We start from the raw sequence: 18,554 nt of genomic DNA, 5'->3' as shown, positions 1-18,554 counted from the left end.
AAGCTGCAGAGGCTGGCGCCTCGATGGAATGGACCTCTCCGGAGGCGTGTTCCTGGAAGTCGACTTCGACGGCGTGAGCTGCATCGGCACGCACTTCGAAGAAGCCCAATTCGACCGCTGCACGCTCAACGGCGTGCAGCTGAACGACGCGCAGCTCAAGAAAGCCGCCTTCTCGCAATGCACGCTTCCGTCGGCGAACCTGACAGGCGCCGTGCTGGACGACGCGGTGTTCCATCGGTGCCAATTGCCCGGCAGCGACTTTTCGCTGGCCAGCGTGGCAGACACCAAGTTCATGGAAAGCGCCCTCTCGCGCAGCCGCTTTGCGGCCGGCCTGCTCGACCGAACCCTGTTCTTCAAGTCGCCGCTGGATGGCGCCGACCTGTCGCAGGCACAGCTCGACCGGGCCGTGTTCTATCAGGTCGACCTGCGCGAGACCGCGCTGGCGGGGGCACGCTTCGAGCGCGTCGTCTTCGTCGAGTCGCGTCTTGCCGGCCACGACTTTTCGAACCACCACTTCCTGCTGTGCCAGTTCACCGATGCGGACCTCGAGGGCTGCAACTTCGAAGGCGCGCACATGGCGCAATGCAACTTCAAAGGCGCCGTGCTGCGCGATGCGGTGCTGCGCAACGTTCATGCGCCACAGGCGCTGTTTCCCGAAGCCGACCTGAGCCGGGTCGACGCACGCGGCGCGCACTTCGACCAGAGCCTGTGGATCGACGCGAAGCTCGCGGCCACCGATTTCGGCGAGGCCAGCATGCAGCAGTGCATCTTCCATCGGGCCGATTGCACCGGCACCAGCTTTGCCGGCGCAGACCTCACCTACGCGGATTTTTCCGGTGCTGCACTGGAAGGCGCGAACTTCGATGCCCGGCTCTTCCGCACCCAGTTGCATGGCGCCCGCGACGTACCCGCTGCCCTGCGCGGCCATGCCGGCGTGCTGCCCAACGACCCCGACCTGTTCGAGGCGGAGCGCTGGTCCGCGCAGCGGAATGCATCTTCCATCCCATTCACGAAAGGCGAAACCCCATGAACATCGCAGCATTGCGCAGTCCCCAGGCCGGCACGGACGACGCGCCCGTGCAGCGCCTGGGCAAGGTGGTCGAGCACCTGCCCGAAGGATCGCTGTACCGCGTGGAATGCGACGATGGTGCCTGGCAATGCCGCCGCGCCGCCAGCTGCCTCCTGCGCCCCGAACTCGGCGACACGGTGCTGATTGCCGGGCCCGACCGCTACCACGTGTACCTGATCGCCGTGATCGATCAGGCCGACGAAACCACCGCGCACATCGAGACGAAGGGCCATCTCACGCTGGCTACTCCTGCTGGCGGTGTGCACATCGAGAGCAGCGAAGCCATCCGGCTGCAATCCAGCAAGGCGGTGGAAGTCAGCAGCGAGCGTTTCGCCCTGACCGCGACCGAAGCCGATTGCAAGGTGGATCGGCTGAACTACGTCGGCAACGCCGTCAAGGCCTTGGCCGCAAGCATCCATGTGGTCGGCCGTCTGTGCGAGACCGTGATGGACCGCCTGGTGCACATCAGCCGCACAGCCTTTCGCATGACCGAGCAGACAGAGCAGGTGCGTTGCGGCCAGCTCGACTACGAAGCCACCGACCTCGCCCGCATTCACGCAACGCAGACGGTGGTCACGGCGCAGGCGGTCGTGAAGGTCGACGCCAAGCAGATCCACATGGGCTGAGCCCGGAAACACAAGGAGCCGACAGCATGTTTGCCAACTGCCAGATGATGGGCATGGACCTGGCCTTTCCCGACGTGTGCAAGACGCCGCCGGCCATTCCCATCCCCTACCCCAATTTCGCGCTCGGCCCGACCGCGATTCCCAATGCGTGGAACATCCTCTTCATGTTCGCGCCGGCGCACAACCTGGCGACCGTCACGCCGCTCACCAACGGCGACAACCCCGGCGTGACGCTGGGGGTGATCTCGCCTTCGGTGATGGGGCCTTCGCGCCACATCACCGGCTCGTTCACCGTGCTGCTGAAGGGCAGCCCGGCCACGCGCATGACGAGCCTCTCGGTACAGAACCGTAGCAACGCGCTGGGCATGCGCATCGTGCCGAGCCAGTGCAAGGTGTTGATGCTCGCGGCCTGAGGCCGTTCGTTACTCCGCCTTCACCCCCGCAGTGCGGATGACCTTGCCCCACTTGGCGGTTTCCGCGGTGATGAAGGCGTCGAATTCCTCAGGCGTGCTGCCCGCCGGAATGGTGCCCATTGCGTCGAGCTTCGCGCGCGTCTCGTCGCTCCTGATGATGCGCGCCACCTCTTCCGACATGCGCTTGACGACATCGCGGGGCGTAGCCGCTGGCGCCAACATGCCGGCCCAGGTGCTGCCGGTGAAGCCCGCGAAGCCTTGCTCGATGAAGGTGGGCACCTCGGGCGCCGCCGCCAGTCGCTTGTCGCCCGCCACACCGATCAGCCGCACCTTACCTGCCTTGGCCTGATTGATGAGCCCCGTGGGCGCGTCGAAGAAAAGCTGGATCTGCCCGCCCATCAGGTCGGTCAGCGCAGGCACCGCGCCCCGGTACGGGATGTGGATCATGAAAGTCTGCGTCAGCGACTTCCACAGCTCGGTAGTGAGGTGCGCGGCCGAGCCGTTGCCCGATGAGCCGAAGCTCACCTTGCCCGGGTTGGCGCGCGCATAGTCGATGAGCTCGCGCGCGGTCTTGAAAGGTGCATCGACATTCACAGCGGCCAGCAGCGGCGACACCCCCATCAGCGACACGCCCGTCAAATCCTTGCGCGGGTCGTAGGGCAGCTTGGGGTACAGCGTGGTGTTGGCTGCGTAGGCAGCAATGACGACGCCGAAGGTCGTGCCGTCGGGCGCGGCCTTGGCGATGGCATCGACGCCGATCAGGCTGTTGGCGCCGGGCTTGTTGTCGATCAGCACCGGCTGGCCGAGCTTGGTCTGCAGGCCGATCTGCACCAGCCGAGCCATCTGGTCGGTGAATCCGCCGGGCGTGTAGGGCACGACGATGCGGATCGGCTTGGTCGGCCATGCGCTCTGTGCGAACGATGGCAAGGCGAGGCTTGCGGCGGCAGTGGCGAGTGCGAACCGGCGGCGAGACAGCGTGGCATGGGGCATGGGGCATGGTGGCGGCGTTGCTTTGGAATGAATGGACCGGGCCATTCTCGAAGCGCCGCACGCTGCCACGGTCAGGGTTTGCCCGGCGAGCGGGTCAGCGCCCTTCGACGTACGCGAGGATCGCGGACAGCCACGATGCGATCATCACCACCCAGATCAATACGCCCGCCACCGCGAGCTTGTGATGCCATGCGGCGGGCGGCGCGCGCAGGTCGCGCGTCACCAGCATGAGCAACGCATGGCCGCCGTTCAGCGCCGGCAACGGCAGCAGGTTCACCGCCGCCATCTTCGCGGCGAGCATTCCGAGCAGAGGCAGGAATACGTGTCGCTCGGCAAAGGCATCGGCGCCTTCCACCAGTTGCCGCCCCGTGGACAGCGGATCAAGCGCACCCTCCAGGAACTGCGCGAAGCCATGGACCAGACTGGGTACTGCGGCTCCCTGGCGCAGCAGCAGCGCGACAACGACGAGCGCAGCCACACCCGCCAGCGGAATCAGCACCTGCACCGCGCGTGGCTTGTGATCGAAGGCATCGTCGAAATAGCCCGGTGGCTTGTCGAACGGCACGCCCTCCTGCCGTGTGTCCTTGAACTGGACGCTGCCGCCCAAGGGCAGCGCATGCAGATGAAAGATGCCGAGCGACCACAGCCGCGGGCCGAAACCCAGCGACACCTTGCGCACGGCGATGCCCCACCAGCGCCCCAACGCCGCCATCGCGAAGAGATGAATACAGACCAGCAGTGCGATGGCGGCGATGAACTTGAGAAAGGTGAGCATTTTTTTCCGGATATCGGCCGTCGCAGCCGGCGGCGTGAGGAATCAATTCGTATCCGATTGTTAAACTATTTCGAGCCGTTGCCCGGGAGCCGTGTCTGCGTCCGAAATGCAGATACCGCCCAAGAGCGGCCCATCAAAAAGCAGCAAAACAGTTCACGGGAGCGAAGACATGATCGTTGGCATTGATCTGGGCACCACCAACAGCCTGGTCGCGGCATGGCGGGACGGGCAATCGGTGCTGATCCCCAACGGGTTGGGCGACACGCTGACGCCTTCGTGCGTGAGCCTCGATGAAGACGGCACGGTGCTGGTCGGGCGCGCCGCACGCGACCGGTTGCAGACCCACCCCGACCGCACGGCCGCCGTCTTCAAGCGCTACATGGGCAGCGACAAGACCCTGCGGCTCGGCCAACGCGACTTCCGCCCCGAGGAGCTGTCGGCGCTGGTGCTGAAGGCGCTGAAGGCCGACGCCGAAGCGGCATTGGGCGAGACGGTCACCGAAGCCGTCATCACCGTGCCGGCGTACTTCTCCGACGCCCAGCGCAAGGCCACGCGCACGGCGGGCCAGATGGCCGGCCTGCGCGTCGATCGCCTGCTGAACGAGCCCACTGCTGCTGCGCTTGCCTACGGCATGCATCACATGGGCGCGGAAACCCGCTTCCTGGTGTTCGATCTCGGCGGCGGCACCTTCGACGTGTCGATCCTCGAAATGTTCGAGGGCGTGATGGAGGTGCGCGCATCGGCCGGCGACAACTTCCTGGGCGGCGAAGACTTCGTCCTGGTGCTGATCGACCTGTTCTTCGAACGGCGCAAGCTCTCGTCCTCGCTGCGCAAGGACGCGCACTTCATGCAGCAGCTCACGGGTGCTGCCGAGGCCGCCAAGCGCGCGCTGAGCACGCAGCCCAAGGCCACCCTGTCGGTGTGGCAAGGCGGCACGCAGCACACGCTCGAACTCGACGAAAGCACGCTCGAACAAGCTTGCGCCACGCTGCTCAAGCGGCTGCGCACGCCAGTCGAACGCGCGCTGCGCGATGCCAACCTGCGCAGCGGCCAGCTCGACAACATCGTGCTCGCGGGCGGTGCCACGCGCATGCCGATCGTGCGCCGGCTGGTCACCACGATGTTCGGCCGCTTTCCTTCGATCGACTTCAATCCCGACGAAGTGGTGGCGCTCGGCGCCGCCGTGCAGGCCGGGCTGAAGGCCAAAGACGCGGCGCTGAAGGAAGTGGTGATGACCGACGTGTCGCCCTACTCGCTCGGCGTCGAGGTCAGCATGCGGATCTCCGAGACCACCTCGTCGCCGGGGCACTTCGATCCGATCATCGAGCGCAACAGCCCGGTGCCCATCAGCCGCGTCAAGACCTACTTTCCGACCAGCAAGGGCCAGATGCTGGTCGACCTGAACATCTTCCAGGGCGAGGCGCGCATGGTGCGCGACAACATCCACCTGGGGCAGCTGCGCGTCGAGCTGCCGGGCATCGCTGCCGAAGAGTCGGGCGTGGACGTGCGCTTCACCTACGACGTCAACGGCCTGCTGCAGGTCGAGGCGACGGTGCAGAAGACGCAGCACAAGTCGAGCGTGCTCATCGAGGGCAACCCGGGCCTGCTGTCGGAAAGCGAAATCGCCGAACGCCTGAAAGCGCTCGACGAGCTGAAGATCCACCCACGCGACACGCTCGAAAACCGCACGCTGCTGGCGCGTGCCGAACGGCTCTACCAGCAGTTGCGCGGCGACGTGCGCGCCTGGCTGGGCGCGCAGATCCGCGAGTTCGAACGCGTGCTGGCTTCGCAGGACAAGCGCGTCATCGCGCCTGCGCAGCGCCAGTTGGAGACACAGCTCAATCACATCGAGCGCGAGGGCTTCATCCTCGGCGACGACTGACGCACGCCTGCTGGCCGAGGCCCCATGACCAGTTCCGTGCCGTTTCTCCGGTACCTGGATCTCGACGAAGACGCGGACGAGCGCGCCGTGCGCCGCGCCTATGCGCAGCGCCTGAAGACCGTCGACCAGGAAGCCGACCCCGCGGGTTTCCAGGCCCTGCGCGAGGCCTACGAGACCTCGATGCGGTGGCTGCAATGGCGCTTGCAACAGCAGGCTGAAGACCACGAGCAGCCTGAACCCGCCCCCGCACCCTTGCCCGCACCGGAGCCCGAGGCGGTCGCGGCAGCCGAGCCCATCGCGACGTCACACGACCCGCGCGCGATTGCCGAGGTCTTGCGCGCGGAACTGGCGCAGGCCCTGCACGAGCGGCACTTCACCAAGGCCGCACCAGTGCGCGAGTGCCTGCAGCAGGCGCTCGACGACCCGCGCCTCATCGACATGGACGCGCGCTTTTTCTTCGAGTGGGGCGTCACGGCCATCCTCGCGTCGGGCTGGCAACCGGGGCACGAACTGCTGTTCGAGGTGGCCGTCGAGACCTTCGACTGGCGTCACGACAGGGCGCGACTGCTGTCGCTGGGCCGCGAGGGGCAGGTCGTGGACAGCGCGATCGTCGAACTCGAAGCCTTTGGCAGCCGCGAAGCGCCGATCTACAACGGCGCGTCGCGCGAGCAACTGATCCAGCGGCTGCGCGAGAGCGAGCGGCCGGACGACCAGGTGCTGGCCGTGTGCCTGCCCGCAGTCGAGCACATGGTGTCGCTGTATCCGCACTGGCTGCACATCGTGACCAACACACGCAACCTCGAGCGATGGCGCGAATGGGCGCGGGAGGCCGCCAGTCCGGCACGACGACGGCCGGCTGCACCTTCGAAGCCCGAACCGCTGGGCCGCAAGATCGCCTTGGCAGTGTTGTTCATCGTCGGGCTATGCGTTCTGTTGTGGTGGACCGCACCGGACGACAAACCTGCTGCCACAGTTGCACAGGCGCGTTCCCGAGCGGCCTCCGAAATACCAACAGGACCGCCACCAAAGTTCGCCGATGAAGGCGCTGTCGGCTCACCAGCCATCTACCTCACGCCCCCTCGGATCCTCTACCCCGCCCAGGCCAAGCGCGAAGGGCAGCAGGGACAAGTGATCGTCGGCGTGCTCGTTCGCAAGAACGGCGATATCGGCGAAGTGCGCGTCGTGCAGGGGTCCGGGTATGCGCTGCTCGACGAGGCCGCAGTGCGCGGCATGCGCACGGCCAGCTTCCAGCCGGCCCGGATCGAGGGCCAGAACGTGGATGCCTGGTTCAAGGCACCAGTCAATTTCCGGCTTGGCTCATGAGCACTCAATCGTTTCCCTTCCTGCAGCACCTCGGGCTCGATGATGAGGCGGACGAGCGCGCCATACGACGGGCCTACGCCCAGCGCCTGAAGCAGATCGACCAGGAGGCCGACCCCGAGGCCTTCCAGGCACTGCGCGAAGCCTACGAGACCGCGATGGGCTGGGCGAACTACATGCAGCAGCGTGCGCAGGCCGCCGCGCAGGAAGCACCGGAGGCGGTGGCGCCGCAGCCGCAGCAAGGCCCCGCGCCGGAGGCGCCACCCGACCGCACGGACGACGAAGCAGCCTCCCGCGCCCGGCTCGCCGACTCCGAAACGCTCGCCCGCGCCGTGCTGGGCGAGCTGCAGCAGCGCCTGGAAGTCCGCCCGCCCACCGACCTCGCCGAAGGCCGCCAGCTTCTCGAACGCATGCTCGACGATCCGCGCTTGCTCGACCTCGACGCGCAGTTCCTCTTCGAATGGGGACTGGCAACGATCCTCGCGCGAGGCTGGAAGCCCGGCCACGAGTTTCTGTTCGGCCCGGCCATGACGTGCTTCAAGTGGCGCGAGGACGGCAGCCGACTGTTGCGACTGGGGCCCGCGGGGCAGTTCATCGACGTGGCCATCCGCGAGCTGGAGATGTATGACCGCCAGCTCGACACGCAGCGCACGCCGCAGCGTGACCTGATCCGCCGCCTGCGCCACGCCCGCCGCCCGAGCGACCGCGTGCTGATCCAGGACCTGCCGCTAGTCGAGCAGCTGGCCGCCACCTGGCCGAACTGGCTGCACGTGGTCACCAACACGCAGAACCTCGTGAAATGGCGGGAGTGGGATGCCGAGGTGCCCAAGTGGCGCCGGGCCGTTACCGGCAAGCCGCATGGCACGGTGGCAAAAGCCCGGTCCAAGCCATCCGGCGACAAGGGCTCCAACAATGTCGCCGGCTTCCTGTTTCTCGCGTTCCTTGTGCTCGGAAGCCTGGGCAGGATGCTGTCGTCGAGCAACGATCCCTACATACCGCCCGCTGCGAGTTTTCCGCGTCTGGCCGGCTCGGGCTACAGCCAGCCGGCTCCCTTGCACGTGCCTTCGATCACCCCGGCTACGCCGCTCACCGCGCAAAGGCCGCCTCCTCCAGCGGTGCCCGCACCCGCCGTGGCGCAGTTCGACGTGGCGAAGAAGACGGCTGTCACGCTGACCAAGGGCAAAGTCGACGCGAAGAAATGCGCGGACACGGCGGAGATCCTCGGCTATCACGGCCGAGAACACGACAAAGGCAGCTTCGGCCCAGCCTTCGACCGGCTGGTGCTGGACTGCCTCGTCAAGCAACTGTGGCGGCCACCCGTGCCGCTTGCGGCTGTGGACGTTTCGCTCAAGCGCAATCAGCAACGGACCAAGGCGCTCATTGACAAGGAACTTGCAGCAGCACGGGGCAGCGCCTGGGTCTCGCCGGCGATTGCATGGCGGGCGGACGCACCACCACCTCCTCCTCCGCCGCCCCCGCCGCCCAAGCCCGTACCGCCGGCTCCGCGCGTGGTGGACGACACCAGCGTCTGGCTGACACCGGGCTCGCCGCTGTCGAACGGTTCGCCGTCCAGGCAGCCTTAGGCGGCATCGGAAAGCCGTCGGCTCACCGCGCCAGCGGCAACCGCATATCGAACCGTGCTCCGCCGCCGCTTTCATTCGCCGCCTCGATCCGCCCGCCATGCGCATGCACCACAGCCTGCGACAAGGCCAGCCCCAGCCCGAGCCCAGGTGTCTTCTCGTCCGACCGCGCCGTGGCACCGCGGTAGAAGCGCTCGAACAGATGCGGCAGTTCGTCTCCGCGAATGCCCGGCCCGCTGTCCGCCACGCTGAGGACGGCCTCGTTCGCATCTAAGTCCGCGCGCAGGCTCACGCGCACCGTGGTGCCGGCCGGCGAGAACTTGAGCGCGTTGTCGAGCAGATTGGCCAGCGCGAGGCTCGCCGCGCCGCGCGCCACCCGCGCAGCCACGGGCGGTGCGGGCTCCAATGAAATCTCCAGCCGCCGTTCGCGCGCCAGCGGCTCCAGTCGGCGCACGGCCTCTTCCGCCAGCACGTTCAGCGACACCGTCTCGGCCGCGTCGCGTTCCTGCCCCGCGTCGAGCCGGGCAAGCACTAGCAGCTCTTCGACCAACAGCGTGAGCGATTCGACTTCTTCGAGCGAGGAATGCAGCGTCTCCACATAGGCCGCCGGTTCGCGCGGCCTGCGCAAGGCGAGTTCAAGCTCGGTGCGCAACCGCGACAGCGGCGAGCGCAGCTCGTGCGACGCGTCGGCCGTGAACCGCCGCTGCGCCTCCATGCCCTGCTCAATGCGCGCCAGCATGGCGTTGAGCGTGTCGACCAGCCGGCCGATCTCGTCGTTCGTTCCGGGGTGCGGCAGCCTCTCGCCCAGGTTCGCGTCGCCGATGCGGTGCGCCTGCTGCACCACGTCGTCGATGGCACCGAAGGCGCGCCGGGTGATCAGCGCGCCCGCCGCGCCCAACGCCAGCAGCAGCGCGCCGCCGAGGATGAGGAACAGCACGCTGGCCATCGCCACCGTGCGGTTCACGTCGTCCAGCGAGCCGGCTACCTGCACTGCCAACAAGGAAGAGCCTCGCCCCGGCACGGGCACCGAGACCATGCGCGTCGGCTCCTCGCCGAATCCGTCGAGCGTCTCGAACACGGTCTCGCCCGCCGCGAGCCGCTGGCGCAGCGCGAGCGGAATGGGCAGTTGCGCCTCGCCGAGGTTGCTGCTGCGCGCCAGCACACGGCCCTCGGCGTCGACGATCTGCACCAGCCGGTCGAGCCGCACGAACGAAGGCGCGCCAGGGCCGGGCGGGGCCTCGTGCACGATCACGTTGTCGCCCTCGCCGGCGGACAGCAGCATGCCCATTTCGGTTTCGGCCAGCGCGAGCAGCGCGGCATCGAGCTCGCGGTGCACGTTGCGCGAGAACACGAGATACGAGCCGAAGGCGGCGATCGCCATCACCACCACGATCACGCTGACGTGCGCCAGCGCCAGTCGTTTGCGGAAGCTAAGCATGCGCGCTGCCATTGCTCGCACCGTCGTCGGCCAGTGCCAGCCTGAAGCCGCGCCCGCGCACGGTCTGGATCAGCGGCGCGGCCGGCGGCGCGTCGACCTTGCGCCGCAGGTTGCTGATGTGCACGTCGATCAGGTTGTCGATGGCGATCAGGTCGTCCTTCCACACCTGCTCGGCCAGGCGCGATCGGCTCACCACCTCACCGGCATGGCGCAGCAGTATCTGCAGGATCGCGAACTCCTTGTGCGTCAGGTCGAGCACCATGCCGCCGCGCAGCACGCGCTGGCTCTGCGGGTCGAGGCTCAGGTCGGCCAGCGCGAGCACCACGGGCCGCATGATCTCGGAGCGGCGCAGCAAGGCGCGCACGCGGGCCAGCAGTTCGTCGAAGGCAAAGGGCTTGGTCAGGTAGTCGTCGGCGCCGGTGTTGAGGCCGGCCACGCGGTCGCTGAGCGCATCGCGGGCGGTGAGCATGAGCACGGGCGTCTTGCAGCCGCGCTGGCGCAGGTCGCGGCACAGGGTGAGGCCGTCTTTGCCGGGCAGCATCCAGTCGAGCACGATCAGGTCGTAGGCGACGACGAATGCTTCTTCGTCGCCCTCCTCCGCCGTGTGCACGACGTCGACGACAAAGCCCTCTTCCTGCAGACCCCGGGCCAGCAGCCGGGCGGCCTTGCGGTCGTCTTCGATCAACAGAATTCTCATGGCGCGAATCATGCCCCGGCTTCCTGACTTCAGGCCGCCAGGGTGCGCAAGAGCCAATCCTTAAGACATCTTCAGGATTTCTTGAGAACTTCTTAAGCCGCCCTTTCGTACCCTCGCCGAGAGGAGACGGGAGCGGATCGAGGGCACGGGGAAGGCACCCCGTGCGCAGCGCGCCCGTCCTCGCAACGGACGCATTGCGACGATGAAGATGAAAAAGAAATCCCTGTACCAGATGACGCCGGCACGCATCGTGTTTGGCGTGCTGACCTGCGCGGCGCTGTGCGTCGACTCGTTCGATACCACCGCCCATGCCGCCACCGCCGTGGCCGCCGCACCCGCGCCGATGCTCGTGCGCCAGGGCAACCGCCTGAGCGTGCCCGCCGGCTCGCCGCTGCGCGACCGGCTGCTGGTCGCCACGGTCAGCCAGGACGCCCTGCCGCACGAGGTGAGCCTGCCCGCCACGGTGGAGGCCAACCCGGCTGGCACCGTCAACATCCTCCCACCGCTGACCGGCAAGCTGCTCGAACTGAAGGTGCGCCTGGGCGACACGGTCAAGCGCGGCCAGGTGCTCGCCACGATGGCCTCGCCCGACCTCGCGCAGGCCGTGGCCGACGCGCAGAAGGCACGCGACGCACTCGACCTGGCGCAGCGCGCGCTGGTGCGGGCACGCGGCGTGAACGAGGCCGGTTCCAACGCCGCGAAAGACGTGGAAGCGGCCCAGAGCAGCGTCGCGCAGCAGACGGCCGAACTGCACCGCAGCGAAACGCGCCTGCGCAGCCTGGGCGCTGAAGGCAGCGGTGGGCAGGCAGGCCAGGTGCTGAAGATCGTCGCGCCCATGGCCGGCACGGTCACTGCGCTGAACGCAGCCGCGGGCGCCAACCTGAACGACGCCAATGCGGCGCTGATGACGGTGTCGAACCTCGACTCGGTGTGGGTCACGGTCAACGTGCCCGAGAACGTCGTGGGTGCGGTCACCCCGGGGCAGAACGCGGTCGTTACGCTGGCCGCTTACCCGGGCCGCAGCTTCAGCGGCAAGGTCGGTTTCGTGAGCGCGGTGCTCGACGCGGACACGCGCCGCGCCCGCGCGCGCATCGTGTTCGCCAACCCCGAGGGCATCTTCAAGCCCAACATGTACGCAACGGCCGTGCTGGGCGTGCCGCAGGGCGCACAGCCGCAGGTGCCGGCCTCTGCCCTGCTGATGAACAACGACAGCGTGAGCGTGTTCGTCGAGGCCGAGCCCTGGACCTTCGTGCGGCGCATGGTCGAGCTGGGCCGCGAAGATGGCGACAAGGTCCGCATCCGCAGCGGCCTGTCCGCGGGCGAGCGCGTGGTGGTGCGTGGCGGTGTGTTGCTGAATGATTAATCTCATCATCACCCAGTTCTTTCGCCGCAGGCACCTGGCCTGGGCGATGTCGGTGGCGCTGGTCCTGTTCGGCGCCTGGTCGTGGACGCAGATGACGGTCGAGGCCTACCCCGACCTCGGCGACGTGACCGTGCAGGTAACAACGCAGGTCAACGGCCTGGCCGCCGAGGAAATCGAGCAGCAGATCACCACGCCGCTGGAACGCGCGCTGAGCAACACGCCGGGGCTGGCCTCGATCCGCTCGAGCAGCACCTTCGGGCTGTCGCTCATCAACCTGAGCTTCAAGGACGGCACCGACGACTACTTCGCTCGCCAGCGCGTCACCGAGCGCATCGGGCAGGTCAGCTTGCCTTCCGGGGCGCAGCCAGGCCTGGGGCCCGTTGCAGGGCCGGCCGGTGAGATCTACCGCTACACGCTCGAATCGGACACGAAGAACCTGATGGAGCTGTCGGAGCTGCAGCGCTGGAAGGTGATTCCCGCACTCAAGCAGGTGGCGGGCGTGGTGGACATCAACAACTTCGGCGGTTTCACGCGCGAATTTCAGCTCGAGCTCGACCCGGCGCGCATGCAGAAATACGGGCTGGTGCTGAACGACGTGGTCACGGCCATCAACAACAACAGCGCCAACGCGGGCGGCGGGCGCATCGCGCGCGGCGACCAGAGCTATGTGGTGCGCGGCATCGGCCAGATCCACACGCTGGACGACCTGGGCACCGTGGTTGTGGCGCAGAACGGTGGCTCGCCGGTGCTGGTGCGCGACCTGGGGCGGCTGCGGTTCGGCCACCAGGAGCGCGGCGGCATCCTCGGCAAAGACACCAACCCCGACACCATCGAGGGCATCGTGCTGATGCTCAAGTACGAGAACCCGTCGCGCGTGCTCGAAGGCGTGCACAAGAAGATCGACGAACTGCAGGCCGAGCTCGCGCCCATGGGCGTGAAGATCGTGCCCTACATCGACCGCGACGACCTGGTGAAGCTCACCGTCGACAAGGTGACGCACACGGTGCTCGAAGGCATGGCACTGGTGTGCTTCGTGCTCATTCTTTTCCTGGGCAGCCCGCGCAGCGCGGTGGTGGCTGCCGTGGCCATTCCGATGTCGCTGGTGACGGTGTTCATCGTGATGCACTTCACCCGCATGCCGGCCAACCTGTTCTCGCTGGGCGCGATCGACTTCGGCATCATCGTGGATGGGGCTATCGTCGTGATGGAAGCCATCTTGCGGCGGCGCGAGGAAGAACCCGAGGCCACGCTCACCGAGGGCAACATCCTCGAAACCGTGAGCCACGTGTCGGGGCCGATCTTCTTCGCCACGCTGATCATCATCACCGCGTACTTTCCGCTGTTCGCCTTCGAGCGGGCCGAGGGCAAGCTGTTCAAGCCGATGGCCTTCACAGTAGGTTACGCGCTGGTGGGCGCCCTGCTCTGCGCGCTCACGCTCATTCCCAGCCTGGCCTACGTGGCGCTGCGCAAGCCGAGCAAGCCCTTCGTCAACAAGCCGCTGGAGTGGCTCACGCGCGCATACCGCCGCGTGCTGGCAAAGCTGCTCGACGTGCCCGCCATCGCCTACGGCCTGAGCGCGCTGGCGCTGGCAGCGGTGCTGGTTCTGGGCGCCACGGCCGGGCGCGAGTTTTTGCCCGACATCGACGAGGGCGCGCTGTGGCTGCAGGTGCAGCTGCCTTCTGGCCTGTCGCTCGACAAGGCCAGCGAGATGGCCACCGAACTGCGGCACGTGCTGCTCGAATACCCGGAGGTGTCGTACGTGGTGACACAGCTGGGCCGCAACGACGACGGCACCGATCCGTGGACGCCTTCGCACATGGAAGTGCCCGTGGGCCTCAAGCCCTACAGCGAATGGCCGGCCGGAGTGAACAAGGCGGCCTTCGTGCGCACGCTGACCGAGCGCTTCGCGCGCATGCCGGGCTTCGACGTGGGCATCAGCCAGCCGATCATCGACGGCGTGAACGACTCGGTGGGCGGCGCGCACAGCCCGCTGGTGCTGCGCATCTACGGCGACGACCTGAAGGAAAGCCGGCGCATCGGCAACCAGATCGTCGATCTGCTGGAAACGGTGCGCGGCACGGCCTCGGCCTCGCTGTTCCAGGAGCCGCCGATTCCGCAGGTGGTGATCGAGCTGAACCGCGAGGCGGCGGCGCGCTTCGGCGTCAACGCGAACGACGTTGCCAGCCTGATCCAGACCGGCATCGGCGGCGCGCCGGTGATCACGGTGTACGCGGAGAACCGCACCTACAACGTGGCAGTGAAGATGCCCAAGAGCGCCAAGGGCAACACCGAAGCCATCGGCGCGCTGCTGCTGAACAGCTCCAGCGGCGCGAAGGTGCCGCTGTCGCAGGTGGCCGACATCCGGCTGCAAACCGGCGAAAGCACCATCTCGCACGAGATGAACGAACGCCAGATCACCGTGCGCGTGGACAACCGCGACCGCGACCTGGCCTCGTACCTCGATGAAGCGCGGGCGCGCATCGCGAAGGAAGTGAAGTTCGACCCGACCAAGTTCAGGCTGCAATGGGCCGGCCAGTTCGAGAACCAGCAGCGCGCGCAGGCCCGCCTGGGCGTGTCGCTGGCCATCGTGGTCTGCATCATGGCGGTGCTGCTGTTCTTCCAGTTCGGCAAGATCCGGCAGGTGGCGCTCATCCTCGGTGTGGTGCCCATGGCCACGCTGGGCGGGCTGATCGCGGTGCACGTGGCGGGCGAAACGCTCAACGTGGCCACTGCCGTGGGCTTTATCGCGCTGTTCGGCGTGTCCATACAGAACGGGATCATCATGGTCGCGAACTTCCGGCGCGTGCGCGGCGAAGGGCTGGCCCTGCAAGCCTCGGTGCTCGAAGGCGCGGCCGAGCGGCTGCGGCCGGTGCTGATGACGGCCACGGTGGCATCGGTCGGCATGCTGCCGGCAGCGCTGGCCACCGGCGTGGGCACCGACGTGCAGCGCGGGCTGGCGACGGTGGTGGTCGGCGGGCTGGTGGTGTCGACGCTGCTCACGCTGTTCATCCTGCCGACGCTGTATTTCGCGATGGAGCGCGTGTTCGAACGCAAGGGCTGGGGCACGCGCTCGCGCCGCGACCGTTAGGAAGGCTGGAGACACAACACATGAAGAAGACAACAAGCCTTGCGGCGCCCGTGGCGGCCGGCATCGTGCTGCTGCTGGGTGGCTGCGCGGTCGGGCCAGACTATGTGCGGCCACCGCTGAACCTGCCCGCGCAGTACACAGCCTCGCCGCCCGCCAGCAAAGAGGCCGAAGGCGTGCCGTTGGCGCGCCTGTCGCCCGAGCTCGACGTGCCGGCGCAGTGGTGGCAGGCCTTTCGTTCGGAGCCGCTGAATGCGCTGGTAACGCAGAGCCTGGCGGGCAACCCGACCATCGAGGCCGCAGATGCCGCCCTGCGCGCGGCGCAGGAGAACGAAGCCGCCGACCGCGCCGCGTTCTGGCCCAGCGTGGCGCTCGGCTATTCGCCCACGCGTCAGCGTGTTGCCAGCGCGGTCGCGAGCCCGGTGTCGTCGAATGCGAACCTGTACACGCTGCACACGGCGCAGGTAACGGTGTCGTACACGCCGGACGTGTTTGGTGCCACGCGCCGGCAGGTCGAGGGCTCGCAGGCGCAGACTGAGCTGCAGCGCTTCCAGAGCGTGGCCGCGAAGCTCACGCTGAGCAGCAACGTGGTGGCGGCTGCGATCACCGAAGCCTCGCTGCGCGCTCAGCAGCAAGCCACGCTGGCCATCATCGAGGGACAGAAAGAAGTGCTGCAGGCCTATCGCAAGCAGCTGACGCTGGGCCAAGTGGCACCAGCCGATGTCGATGCGCAAGAGGCCTCGCTGGCCGCCACAGAGGCCACGCTGCCGCCGCTCGACAAGCAGCTTGCGCAGCAGCGCAACCTGCTGGCCACGCTGGCAGGCCGCTACCCGAGCGAAGGCGTGGCGGCGCATTTCGATCTCGATGCCTTGCAACTGCCGGCAGAGCTGCCGCTGACCTTGCCGTCCAGCCTGGTCGAGCACCGGCCCGACGTTCGCGCGGCCGAGGCGCAGTTGCAGGCAGCCAGCGCCGCCATCGGCGTGGCAGTCGCCGCGCGGCTGCCGAACGTGACGCTGGGCGTGAATTCGTACGGTTCGTCGGCCTATACGCTGTCGGAGCTGTTCAAGTCGTCATCGCTGTTCTGGACCGTGGCCGCCAGCGTGACCCAGCCGATCTTCGACGGCGGCGCTCTAAAGCACCGCGAAGCTGCCGCGCGGGCCTCGTTCGACCAGGCGGCCGCGCAGTACCGCGCGACGGTGCTCGCCGCCTTCCAGGACGTGGCCAACACGCTCGAAGCCATCGATGCCGACACTCGCACGCTGCAGGCGGCCCTGAAGGCCGAGCGCACGGCCTCGCAGAGCCTGGCGCGTACGCGGGCGCAGGTGAGGCTTGGCGATGCCAGCGCACTGTCGCTGCGCATTGCGCAGCAGGCCCAGCAGCAGGCTCTGCTCAACCTCGTGCAGGCCCGCGCGCTGCGGCTGACCGACGCGGCGGCCCTCTTCCAGGCGCTCGGCGGCGGCTGGTGGAATACTGCTGCTCCACCGGCGCAGTTAGCTGCCTCGTCTTCTTCCCATTCCCCCGCATCGCCATGAACATCATCCGCCACGAGATGGGCCCCCGCTTCAGCGAGATGGTGACCGTCGACCTGGGTGCCGCGCGCCTGCTCTATCTCTCCGGCCAGGTGGCCGAGAACCCGTCGCTCGACATCACCGGGCAGATGCGCGAGATCCTGCATCACATCGACGAGATGCTCGCCACGCAGGGCGCGACGAAGAAAGACCTGGTCAGCGTGACGATCTACCTGCGCACCGTGGGCGACTACGCCGCGATGAACTCGGTGTGGGACGAATGGGTGCCCGCCGGCCACACGCCGGCACGCGCCACGGTTGGGGCGAAGCTGATCGACTCCGAATACCGCGTCGAGATCCAGGCCACGGCGGCGGTCGGGCCAGTGCCATGAAAGGTGTGCGTCGCATGATCGCCTTATGGGCGTTGACGCTCGGCGGCTGCGCCGCCTTCGATGCGCACTCGTTCGATCACTCGGCCGGCTGGCGGGCCGCGCAGGTCGTCAGCGTCGGCCGCGCGGGCGATCTGGCCAAGGGGGCCGACCATGATTGCGGCGTCGAGGACGACGCAGCGGCGCCCTACGCCATCGTGCGCTACCGCAATGGCGGCGTGCACACGCGTTCGATCGGCACAGGGCGCTGGCCCGCTGGCGCCTCGCTCAAGGTCGGCGATGAGGTGGAAGTGAACATCCTCGACTGCGCTGCGCCGCTGGCGCTTCTAGGTCAGAGGGGCAGCGTCTCGGGCACGCCGTCGCGCTGAAGCCAGCCTTCGAATTCGTCCGACAGCCGCTGCGCCTCGCGCGTAGCCCGGCCCCAGGCTGAGATGCGCGCCTGCGCGTCGTTGGCGAAGTGGATGAAGTCCTTGCGGTCGGGCAGCTTGCCGTTGGGCAGCGACCGCACCCATTCGGGGTCGGGCGCGAGCACCACCATGCGGTCGAGGAAGCCGCTGGCCTTGTGTCGCCAGCGCAGGCCCTTGTCGAGCCAGCCTGGCACCACCGCCTGCTGGAAATGCGGGTACAGCACGATGCCCTCGTCGGCCGGCTGGTAGTCGAGGTGCAGGTGGTAGTCGGTGATGCCGCCGTCCCAGTAGGCGCCGCGCGGTGCGCCCGGAATGTCGTGCACCGCCGCCAGCAGGAACGGGATGGAGCACGAGGCCTGCAGCACCATGTTGAAGTTGGCCTCGCTCAGCGCATGCTGGCGCGTGCGGAAATCCTTCGTGCCGAAGGGCAAGGCCGCGCCGGGCGTGGAAAACACGCAGCGCTCCAGCCATGCGCCCAGGCTCTTGCGGTGCAGGCTGTTGGTGGCAAAGGCGCCCAGGTAGCCGACCGGCGTGCGCGCCCTGCCCTCGCGCCCGAGGATGTGGCGCCCGCGCGATGTCACCACATGCAGCCGATAGCGCGGATGGCTCAGCACCTCGCCGATGCGCCCGCCGTAGAAGGATTCGAGGCTTTCTGCAAAACGCTCGCTCAGTTGGCTCGGGCTGAGCCGCTTCTGCCCCGGTGGCACTTCGAACTGCTGGTGCACGTAGTCGTGCTCGAAGCGCTCGAAGGCGGCATCAGGGTCGGCCAGGCAGGCCGTCGACAGCCGCCATGCGCCGATGGACGCGCCCACCAGATGCACCTGCTGGCTCGACTGCGTGAGCCAGCGGCCGAAGATGAAGCGATCGAGCGCGCCGAGGATCAGGCCTTTGGGCCCGCCGGCCGCGCCGGGGATGGTGCGCACGTCCTGCGGACGCAGGCCGTGTTGTTCGATGTGCTTGCGGGCCGCGGGGCCGGCGTAGATGCGCAGGGCTTTCATCATGCCGGACGCGT

16 protein-coding genes are annotated in these 18,554 nt (G+C 67.8%); 11 read left to right on the top strand and 5 right to left on the bottom strand.

Annotated features, from left to right (window positions below):
* Positions 1-28 precede the first annotated feature (28 nt).
* Genes NWF24_RS14005 through NWF24_RS13995 form a run of 3 tightly spaced genes read left to right on the top strand, consistent with a single transcriptional unit; the run spans position 29 to position 2,108 of the window.
* Complete coding sequence (locus NWF24_RS14005) at positions 29-1,030, top strand: pentapeptide repeat-containing protein (RefSeq protein WP_258354668.1); 1,002 nt, start codon at positions 29-31, stop codon at positions 1,028-1,030.
* The gene (locus NWF24_RS14000; RefSeq protein WP_258354667.1) at positions 1,027-1,695 is read left to right on the top strand and encodes a DUF3540 domain-containing protein; all 669 of its coding nucleotides are present in this window, start codon (positions 1,027-1,029) and stop codon (positions 1,693-1,695) included. Before NWF24_RS14005 ends, NWF24_RS14000 begins: the two co-directional genes overlap by 4 nt.
* 26 nt (positions 1,696-1,721) lie before the next feature.
* On the top strand, positions 1,722-2,108 hold the full coding sequence (locus tag NWF24_RS13995) for a DUF4150 domain-containing protein (RefSeq protein WP_093056806.1): 387 nt from the start codon (positions 1,722-1,724) through the stop codon (positions 2,106-2,108).
* A gap of 9 nt (positions 2,109-2,117) precedes the next feature.
* Here NWF24_RS13995 and NWF24_RS13990 read toward each other — a convergent pair whose 3' ends face one another.
* Complete coding sequence (locus NWF24_RS13990) at positions 2,118-3,098, bottom strand: tripartite tricarboxylate transporter substrate binding protein (RefSeq protein ID WP_258354666.1); 981 nt, start codon at positions 3,096-3,098, stop codon at positions 2,118-2,120.
* A 94-nt stretch (positions 3,099-3,192) separates the two neighbouring features.
* Positions 3,193-3,873 carry a site-2 protease family protein gene (locus NWF24_RS13985; protein WP_258354665.1) on the bottom strand — a complete coding sequence of 227 codons (681 nt, stop codon included), beginning with the start codon at positions 3,871-3,873 and terminating at the stop codon, positions 3,193-3,195.
* A 169-nt stretch (positions 3,874-4,042) separates the two neighbouring features.
* On the opposite strand from NWF24_RS13985, the gene NWF24_RS13980 reads away from it, so the two are divergent.
* The 3 genes from NWF24_RS13980 to NWF24_RS13970 are packed head-to-tail and all read left to right on the top strand — an operon-like array spanning position 4,043 to position 8,658.
* On the top strand, positions 4,043-5,755 hold the full coding sequence (locus NWF24_RS13980) for an Hsp70 family protein (RefSeq protein WP_258354664.1): 1,713 nt from the start codon (positions 4,043-4,045) through the stop codon (positions 5,753-5,755).
* 24 nt (positions 5,756-5,779) lie between these two features.
* Positions 5,780-7,078: an energy transducer TonB gene (locus NWF24_RS13975; RefSeq protein ID WP_258354663.1), complete on the top strand. Its 1,299-nt coding sequence runs from the start codon at positions 5,780-5,782 to the stop codon at positions 7,076-7,078.
* The gene (locus NWF24_RS13970) at positions 7,075-8,658 is read left to right on the top strand and encodes a J domain-containing protein (protein WP_258354662.1); all 1,584 of its coding nucleotides are present in this window, start codon (positions 7,075-7,077) and stop codon (positions 8,656-8,658) included. Before NWF24_RS13975 ends, NWF24_RS13970 begins: the two co-directional genes overlap by 4 nt.
* A 22-nt stretch (positions 8,659-8,680) precedes the next feature.
* On the opposite strand, the gene NWF24_RS13965 is transcribed toward NWF24_RS13970, so the two are convergent.
* Both NWF24_RS13965 and NWF24_RS13960 read right to left on the bottom strand, forming a co-directional pair.
* Positions 8,681-10,093, bottom strand: coding sequence for a sensor histidine kinase (locus NWF24_RS13965; RefSeq protein ID WP_258354661.1), 1,413 nt, complete (start codon positions 10,091-10,093; stop codon positions 8,681-8,683).
* Entirely contained in the window at positions 10,086-10,790 is a 705-nt protein-coding gene (locus tag NWF24_RS13960; RefSeq protein WP_258354660.1) for a response regulator transcription factor, read from the bottom strand. The genes NWF24_RS13965 and NWF24_RS13960 overlap by 8 nt, the downstream gene beginning before the upstream one ends.
* Before the next feature lie 208 nt (positions 10,791-10,998).
* Between NWF24_RS13960 and NWF24_RS13955 the strand changes: the two genes are divergently transcribed.
* The 5 genes from NWF24_RS13955 to NWF24_RS13935 are packed head-to-tail and all read left to right on the top strand — an operon-like array spanning position 10,999 to position 17,503.
* Positions 10,999-12,153 (top strand): efflux RND transporter periplasmic adaptor subunit, encoded by a 1,155-nt coding sequence (locus NWF24_RS13955; RefSeq protein WP_258354659.1) that lies wholly within the window; start codon positions 10,999-11,001, stop codon positions 12,151-12,153.
* Positions 12,146-15,241, top strand: coding sequence for an efflux RND transporter permease subunit (locus NWF24_RS13950; RefSeq protein WP_258354658.1), 3,096 nt, complete (start codon positions 12,146-12,148; stop codon positions 15,239-15,241). Before NWF24_RS13955 ends, NWF24_RS13950 begins: the two co-directional genes overlap by 8 nt.
* Before the next feature lie 20 nt (positions 15,242-15,261).
* On the top strand, positions 15,262-16,770 hold the full coding sequence (locus tag NWF24_RS13945) for an efflux transporter outer membrane subunit (RefSeq protein ID WP_258354657.1): 1,509 nt from the start codon (positions 15,262-15,264) through the stop codon (positions 16,768-16,770).
* The gene (locus NWF24_RS13940) at positions 16,767-17,138 is read left to right on the top strand and encodes a RidA family protein (RefSeq protein WP_258354656.1); all 372 of its coding nucleotides are present in this window, start codon (positions 16,767-16,769) and stop codon (positions 17,136-17,138) included. Before NWF24_RS13945 ends, NWF24_RS13940 begins: the two co-directional genes overlap by 4 nt.
* 14 nt (positions 17,139-17,152) lie before the next feature.
* On the top strand, positions 17,153-17,503 hold the full coding sequence (locus NWF24_RS13935; protein WP_258354655.1) for a hypothetical protein: 351 nt from the start codon (positions 17,153-17,155) through the stop codon (positions 17,501-17,503).
* On the opposite strand, the gene NWF24_RS13930 is transcribed toward NWF24_RS13935, so the two are convergent.
* A complete protein-coding gene (locus NWF24_RS13930; RefSeq protein WP_258355291.1) occupies positions 17,467-18,540 on the bottom strand; it encodes a patatin-like phospholipase family protein in 1,074 nt (357 codons plus the stop codon). The two genes, NWF24_RS13935 and NWF24_RS13930, sit on opposite strands and share 37 nt — an antisense overlap.
* Between the last annotated feature and the right edge of the window lie 14 nt (positions 18,541-18,554).

This window comes from Variovorax paradoxus (assembly GCF_024734665.1).
In the GTDB taxonomy this organism is placed as follows: Bacteria; Pseudomonadota; Gammaproteobacteria; order Burkholderiales; family Burkholderiaceae_C; genus Variovorax.
The sequence above is the reverse complement of the archived record's forward strand: the minus strand, read 5'-3'. Positions and strand labels throughout refer to the sequence as shown.

Excerpts from the sequence above, each read along its gene's own strand:
- NWF24_RS13965 (WP_258354661.1), bottom strand. The coding sequence starts at position 10,093 with ATGCTTAGCTTCCGCAAACGACTGGCGCTGGCGCACGTCAGCGTGATC.
- NWF24_RS13960 (WP_258354660.1), bottom strand. The coding sequence starts at position 10,790 with ATGAGAATTCTGTTGATCGAAGACGACCGCAAGGCCGCCCGGCTGCTG.
- NWF24_RS14005 (WP_258354668.1), top strand. The coding sequence starts at position 29 with ATGGACCTCTCCGGAGGCGTGTTCCTGGAAGTCGACTTCGACGGCGTG.
- NWF24_RS13955 (WP_258354659.1), top strand. The coding sequence starts at position 10,999 with ATGAAAAAGAAATCCCTGTACCAGATGACGCCGGCACGCATCGTGTTT.
- NWF24_RS13930 (WP_258355291.1), bottom strand. The coding sequence starts at position 18,540 with ATGAAAGCCCTGCGCATCTACGCCGGCCCCGCGGCCCGCAAGCACATC.
- NWF24_RS13940 (WP_258354656.1), top strand. The coding sequence starts at position 16,767 with ATGAACATCATCCGCCACGAGATGGGCCCCCGCTTCAGCGAGATGGTG.
- NWF24_RS13990 (WP_258354666.1), bottom strand. The coding sequence starts at position 3,098 with ATGCCCCATGCCACGCTGTCTCGCCGCCGGTTCGCACTCGCCACTGCC.
- NWF24_RS13945 (WP_258354657.1), top strand. The coding sequence starts at position 15,262 with ATGAAGAAGACAACAAGCCTTGCGGCGCCCGTGGCGGCCGGCATCGTG.
- NWF24_RS13935 (WP_258354655.1), top strand. The coding sequence starts at position 17,153 with ATGATCGCCTTATGGGCGTTGACGCTCGGCGGCTGCGCCGCCTTCGAT.
- NWF24_RS13980 (WP_258354664.1), top strand. The coding sequence starts at position 4,043 with ATGATCGTTGGCATTGATCTGGGCACCACCAACAGCCTGGTCGCGGCA.
- NWF24_RS13975 (WP_258354663.1), top strand. The coding sequence starts at position 5,780 with ATGACCAGTTCCGTGCCGTTTCTCCGGTACCTGGATCTCGACGAAGAC.
- NWF24_RS13970 (WP_258354662.1), top strand. The coding sequence starts at position 7,075 with ATGAGCACTCAATCGTTTCCCTTCCTGCAGCACCTCGGGCTCGATGAT.
- NWF24_RS13950 (WP_258354658.1), top strand. The coding sequence starts at position 12,146 with ATGATTAATCTCATCATCACCCAGTTCTTTCGCCGCAGGCACCTGGCC.
- NWF24_RS13985 (WP_258354665.1), bottom strand. The coding sequence starts at position 3,873 with ATGCTCACCTTTCTCAAGTTCATCGCCGCCATCGCACTGCTGGTCTGT.
- NWF24_RS14000 (WP_258354667.1), top strand. The coding sequence starts at position 1,027 with ATGAACATCGCAGCATTGCGCAGTCCCCAGGCCGGCACGGACGACGCG.
- NWF24_RS13995 (WP_093056806.1), top strand. The coding sequence starts at position 1,722 with ATGTTTGCCAACTGCCAGATGATGGGCATGGACCTGGCCTTTCCCGAC.